At 75.7% G+C, this 5,723-nt stretch carries 6 protein-coding genes and 1 pseudogene; 6 read left to right on the forward strand and 1 reads right to left on the reverse strand.

Going from position 1 to position 5,723, the window contains the following annotated elements; all coding sequences use genetic code 11:
- The 3 genes from ACSNN9_RS27450 to ACSNN9_RS27460 form a co-directional block, all read left to right on the forward strand.
- A partial coding sequence (locus tag ACSNN9_RS27450) for a sugar nucleotide-binding protein (RefSeq protein ID WP_436676184.1) occupies nucleotides 1-550 on the forward strand: 550 nt, incomplete at its 5' end.
- Between the two features lie 85 nt (nucleotides 551-635).
- Nucleotides 636-1,226: a helix-turn-helix domain-containing protein gene (locus ACSNN9_RS27455; RefSeq protein WP_436676186.1), complete on the forward strand. Its 591-nt coding sequence runs from the start codon at nucleotides 636-638 to the stop codon at nucleotides 1,224-1,226.
- Nucleotides 1,223-2,566 carry an MFS transporter gene (locus ACSNN9_RS27460; RefSeq protein WP_436676188.1) on the forward strand — a complete coding sequence of 448 codons (1,344 nt, stop codon included), beginning with the start codon at nucleotides 1,223-1,225 and terminating at the stop codon, nucleotides 2,564-2,566. Before ACSNN9_RS27455 ends, ACSNN9_RS27460 begins: the two co-directional genes overlap by 4 nt.
- A gap of 37 nt (nucleotides 2,567-2,603) precedes the next feature.
- On the opposite strand, the gene ACSNN9_RS27465 is transcribed toward ACSNN9_RS27460, so the two are convergent.
- Nucleotides 2,604-3,344 carry a GNAT family N-acetyltransferase gene (locus ACSNN9_RS27465; protein ID WP_436676190.1) on the reverse strand — a complete coding sequence of 247 codons (741 nt, stop codon included), beginning with the start codon at nucleotides 3,342-3,344 and terminating at the stop codon, nucleotides 2,604-2,606.
- Nucleotides 3,345-3,509: 165 nt separating this feature from the next.
- On the opposite strand from ACSNN9_RS27465, the gene ACSNN9_RS27470 reads away from it, so the two are divergent.
- From ACSNN9_RS27470 to ACSNN9_RS27480, 3 genes and pseudogenes are all read left to right on the forward strand, one after another.
- The gene (locus ACSNN9_RS27470; protein ID WP_366644360.1) at nucleotides 3,510-3,731 is read left to right on the forward strand and encodes a hypothetical protein; all 222 of its coding nucleotides are present in this window, start codon (nucleotides 3,510-3,512) and stop codon (nucleotides 3,729-3,731) included.
- 76 nt (nucleotides 3,732-3,807) lie between these two features.
- Entirely contained in the window at nucleotides 3,808-5,322 is a 1,515-nt protein-coding gene (locus tag ACSNN9_RS27475) for a replication-associated recombination protein A (RefSeq protein WP_436676192.1), read from the forward strand.
- Nucleotides 5,319-5,723: pseudogene (locus ACSNN9_RS27480) on the forward strand (hypothetical protein); the annotation flags it as partial. The gene ACSNN9_RS27475 and the pseudogene ACSNN9_RS27480, both read left to right, overlap by 4 nt.

Consider the following 5,723-nt stretch of genomic DNA (forward strand, 5'->3'; position numbering starts at 1 on the left):
CGCCGCCGAGGCGGGTGCGCGGCTGGTGCACCTGTCCAGCGACGCGCTGCACGCCGGCCGCCCCGAGCCGTACGCCGACGACGAGCCACCGAGCCCGGTCTTCGCGTACGGGGCGGCGAAGGCGGCGGCGGAGACCGCCGTGCGGGCGATCGACCCGGGCGCGGCGCTGGTGCGCACCTCGCTGATCGTGGGCGACGAGCGCAGCAACCAGATCCGGCTCTGTCTCGACGCCCTCGCGGGGCGGGCCGCCCTGTACACCGACGACATCCGCTGCCCGGTGCACGTCGCCGATCTGGCGGCCGCCGTGCTCGACCTGGTGGACAGCCGGTACGCCGGCACGCTCAACGTGGCCGGCCCGGACGCGGTGAGCCGGGCCGAGCTGGGGCTGCTGGTGGCGGCGCGGTTCGGCCTCGACCCGGCCGGGCTGAAGACCACCACCGTCGCCGCCTCGCGCCTCGTCCGCCCCGTGCAGGTGCGCCTCGACTCGTCCCGCGCCGCCGCCCTGCTGCCGACGCGCCTGCGCGGCGTCCGCGAGCTGTTCGCTTCCTGAGCCGCCCGGCCACCGGCCATCGCCGCTGCACATCTTTTGTGCACAACTATTGTGCAACCAATATGTGCACAAGTATTGTGTGTTCATGGAGAACGAGCGACCGACCGCCCCGCGCACCGTCCACCTGGACGCCCGGCAGGTGCGCACCCTCGCCCATCCGCTGCGGATGCGGCTGCTCGGCACGCTGCGCGCGGACGGCCCCGCGACCGCGACCGCGCTGGCCGGGAAGCTGGACACCAACACCGGGGCGACCAGCTACCACCTGCGCCAGCTCGCCGAGGTGGGGCTGGTGACGGAGGACCCCGACCGGGGCACCGGCCGGCAGCGGTGGTGGCAGGCGGCGCACGACATCAGCAACTTCGAGCCGACCGACTTCGACGACGACCCGGACGCCCGGGCGGCCGTGCAGTGGATCCAGGCCGACCAGGCGCGGCTGCTGGCCGAGCAGGCCGAGCGCTGGATGGCCGTCGAGCACGGCTACTCCCGCGAATGGCGCGACGCCGCCGGCATGAGCGACATGCTGCTGACGCTCGGCCCGGCGCGCCTGCGGGCCCTCAACGACGAGGTGTGGCAGCTGTTCCAGCGCTACCGCGACGAACCGGTGCCCGACGAGCCGGAGGCGGAGTCGGTGCTCGTCTTCCTGGCCGCCTTCCCCCGGGTGGAGCAGGGGCGGTGAGCGCACTGTCCGTACGCCAGGTCCGGCGCCGCTTCCTGCTGCTGCACGGGCTTCGCTGGCTGCCCACCGGGCTGATGGTCCCGGTGATGATCCTGCTCATGCAGGAGCGCGGCCTGACGCTGTCCGAGATCGGGCTGGTCACCGTCGCCCAGGGCCTGGTCGTGCTGGCGCTGGAACTGCCCACCGGCGGCCTCGCCGACGCCCTCGGCCGCCGTCCGGTCCTGGTGGTGGCGTGGCTGGTCAACCTCGGCTCGCTCGCGCTCTTCGCCGTGGCGGACTCGTTCGCGCTCTTCTTCCTGGTCTGGGCGTTGCAGGGCGTCTTCCGGGCGCTCGACAGCGGCCCGATGGAGGCCTGGTACGTCGACGCCACCCTCGCCGCCGACCCGGACGCCCGCTACGAGCCGGGCCTCGGCCACGCCGGCACGGTCGTCGGCGTCGCCATGGGCGCGGGCGCCCTGCTCGGCGGCGGCCTGGTCGCGCTGGGGCCGGTCGGGCCGGTCAGCGCGCTGACCGTGCCGGTGCTGGTCGCGATCGCGCTCCAGGCGGTGGCCCTGGTCGCCCTGCTGGTGCTGCTGGTCGAGGTCCGCCCGGGCAGCGGCGCCGGCGCGCTGCGGGCGTCGGTCGCCGAGGCGCCCCGGATGGTCGGGCAGGCGTTCGGGTTGCTGCGCCGCTCCCGGGTGCTGCTCGCCCTGGTCTGCGTGGAGCTGTTCTGGGGCTTCGGCATGGTCACCTTCGAGTCGCTGCTGCCGGTCCGGCTGGCCGAGGTGGTCGGTGACCCGGACCGGGCGGCGGCGCTGCTGGGGCCGGCCAGCTCGGCGGCCTGGCTCGCCGGTGCGGCCGGCGCGGCGCTCACCCCGCTGCTGCTGCGCTGGCTGGGGGCCGCACCGAGCGCAGCCCTGCTGCGGATCGTGCAGGGAGCGACGATCGTCGGGATGGGCCTGCTGGCCGGCCCGGTCGGGGTGCTGGTCGCCTACCTGGCCTGCTACACCGTGCACGGCGCGTCCAACCCGCTGCACATGGGGCTGCTGCACCGGCAGGTCGACGGCCCGTACCGGACCAGCGTGATCTCGCTCAACTCCATGATGGGGCAGCCCGGGTTCGCGGTCGGCGCCATCGTGCTCACCGCACTCGCCGACTCGGTCAGCGTCACCGTCGCCATGCTGGTCGGCGCCGTGGTGCTGGCCGTCGCCGCGCCGCTCTACCTGCCCGCCTGGCGGGCGGGCCGACGGACCGGCTCCGCCATTGCCACCGACCCGGCCACCGATCCGACGGCCGAGCCGGGCCGGTTCGGCGCGGAGGCGCCGGAGCCGGAGCCGGCGGTGCTGCCCCCGTCGAGGTGACCGTCGGTACATCGGTCGACCGTCCCGCGGCGAGGGCTCAGCCGAGGCGCACCGAGCTGCGGGTCAGGCCGCCGGTGAAGCCGAGCCGCCGGTAGAGCCGGATCGCCCCCACGTTGACGCTGTAGACGCCGAGCGCCACGGTGTCGTGGCGGGCGAGCAGGGCCCGGGTCATCGCGGCGGTCAGCGCCGCCCCCAACCCCCGGCCGCGCCGGTCGGGGGCGACGGTCAGGCCGGCGAGGAAGCCGATGTCGCCCCGGCTGCGGTCGGCGCCGCAGGCGACGATCCGGTCGCCGTCGCAGATGCCGTACCAGTCGACGATCCTCGGGTCGCCCGGGCGCGAGGTGGTGGTGGGGAACGACTCGTCGATAAGGGCGGTCAGCGCCGGGTGGTCGGCCTCGGTGAGCCGGACCACCCGTTCCTCGTCGGGCTGGCGCGGCGGCGCGGCCCTGGTCCAGAGGAAGTCCCACTCGTCGTGCCGGGCCACGGCCAGCCGGTCGGGCAGCGCCGTCGGGTCGAGCCGCGGCAGGTGCAGCCACTGGCCCGGCCGGAGCGCGCCCCGCGCGACCAGGTCGGCGAAGATCTCGACCGCCGGCCCCGGGGCGCCGATCGCGCCGCCGGCCGGGCCGTGCTCCGCCGGCAGCAGCCAGCCCACCGCGTCGCCGCGCCGCCAGCCGCGTGGCCGCTCGCCGCGGGTGAGCGCGTGCCGGGCGTACGGGTGGTGGCCGGCGGCCGCCAGGATGGCGTCCCGACCCTCCAGGACCTGGTCGGCGATGATCATGTCCGCAAGCCTAGGACGCGGTCCGGCCTCCCGCCGGCGGACCCCGTCGTCCGACCGGTGCCGGGGCCGGTCGGACACGGGTCCGCTCCACGGTGGAGATTGGCGAGCGGACCGATTGGGTACATCCCGCGCCGACCCACTGGGAACCCCCACCGGAGGAACGTCATGCTCGCCATTCTCGCGGCGGTCGTTTTCGGCTTCGCCCTGCTCATCGACCTGCTGAACACCAACTTCGGTGCTCCGGACCTGTTCAACTGGAACACCCTCGTCCTCATCGGCCTGCTGCTGCTCTCCCTCTACCTGGCCGGGGTCGGCAGGGGCCCGCGCGGCGGGGGCGGCGGGGGCGGCGGCCGGTGGTACCGGGGCCGGCGTCCCGGCCGCGGCTGACCGCAAACGATCATCCAGGGCCCGGCTCGACGGCGCGCTTCCGGCGCCGTCGGTCGGGCCTTGTACTGTTCCCGTGATGGAGTCCGACGCACTCTTCTCCCTCGGTGAGCCCGCCGGGGCGCCCCCCACGCCCGCGGGTTCCGTCGGCGTGGACGGGTTCACGGCGGTGGGGGAGGACTCGCCGCTGCCCGTCCGGATGCGCCCGCGCAGCATCGACGAGCTGGTCGGGCAGGATCACCTGCTCGCGCCGGGTGCCCCGCTGCGCCAACTCGTCTCGGCCACCGCGCCGATGTCGGTCATCCTCTGGGGCCCGCCTGGCAGCGGCAAGACGACAATCGCGCACCTGGTGGCCCGGGCCACCGACCGCCGGTTCGTCGCCATGTCGGCCCTCACCGCAGGGGTGAAGGACGTGCGCGCGGTGATCGAGACCGCCCGCCGCCAGCGCCGCTCCGGTGGCCCGCAGACGGTGCTCTTCATCGACGAGGTGCACCGGTTCAGCAAGACCCAGCAGGATTCGCTGCTCGCCGCCGTCGAGGACCGCACCGTCACGCTGCTCGCGGCGACCACCGAGAACCCGTACTTCTCGGTCATCTCCCCCCTGCTGTCGCGGTGCGTGCTGCTCACCCTCCAGCCGCTGGACGACGCGGCCGTGCGCAACCTGCTGCGCCGCGCGGTCGCCGACGAGCGCGGCCTGGGCGGCGCGCTCACCCTCGAGACCGACGCCGAGGACCATCTCGTACGCCTCGCGGCCGGCGACGTGCGCAAGGCGCTCACGGCGCTGGAGGCGGCGGCGGCCTCCGCCACGGCCCTCGGCGCCGAACGCATCGACCTCGCCACCGCCGAGCAGGCGGTCGACGTGGCGGCCGTGCGCTACGACCGGGCCGGCGACGCCCACTACGACGTGACCAGCGCCTTCATCAAGAGCATGCGCGGCTCGGACGTGGACGCCGCGCTGCACTGGCTGGCCCGGATGCTGGTCGCCGGCGAGGACGCCCGGTTCATCGCCCGGCGCCTGGTCATCTTCGCCAGTGAGGACGTCGGCATGGCCGACCCGACCGCGCTGAGCGTGGCCACCGCCGCCGCCCACGCCGTGGAGTACGTCGGGCTGCCCGAGGCACAGCTCAACCTCGCCCAGGCGGTGATCCACCTCGCCACCGCACCGAAGTCCAACTCGGCCACCACCGCGATCGGGGCGGCCATCGCCGACGTGCGGGCCGGCCGGGGCGGGCCGGTGCCGCGCGGGCTGCGCGACGCGCACTACTCGGGCGCCAAGGGTCTGGGGCACGGGACCGGCTACCGCTACCCGCACGACGACCAGCGCGGCGTGGTCACCCAGCAGTACGCTCCCGACGACCTCGCCGGCACCGACTACTACCGGCCCAGCCAGCACGGCGCCGAGCGCTCGGTCGCCGCGCGGCTGCCGCTGCTGCGCCGTATCGTCCGAGGGCTGCCCGCACCGGCCGCCCCCACGGAGGCGCCGGTGGCGGTCGGAAGCGGACCGGCGGGCAGCGGCCGCCGACAGACGGACACGGGCGGCGCCGGCGCGGCACGAGAGGGCGGCAGTGAGACCGCCGGGGAGGGTCAGCAGTGAGATCGCGTGGTTCGGAGCGACCGGAGGACGGCCCCGAAGAGCGGCGCGACTCCCGTGCCAAGGGTCGCCGCTGGGGGCGGGGCAAGGCCGAGGCCGAGCCCGAGGAGCCCATCAGCGGCGAGGAGTTCGGCTGGATCGACGACCTGCGCTCGGCGAAGCAGCAGCGCACCGAGCTGGGTCCGGACGGGGTGGAGCCCGCCTCGCCTGCCGGCCCGCGTCCGGGTGCCCCGACGCCTCCGGGCCAGGCAGGGCCGCCGCAGCGTGGTCCCGGTCCGGCCGCCGCGCCCCCCGTGCGTCGCGGCGAGGCCGAGCCCCCACGACCCCGCCCGGTGGACGGGCCCTGGCCCGGCGCGCCGGAACCACCCCGGCCGGCCGGCCCCGTGGCCCCCGGGCCCGTCCAC

This window comes from Micromonospora sp. URMC 107 (genome assembly GCF_051386315.1).
Classification (GTDB): domain Bacteria; phylum Actinomycetota; class Actinomycetes; order Mycobacteriales; family Micromonosporaceae; genus Micromonospora.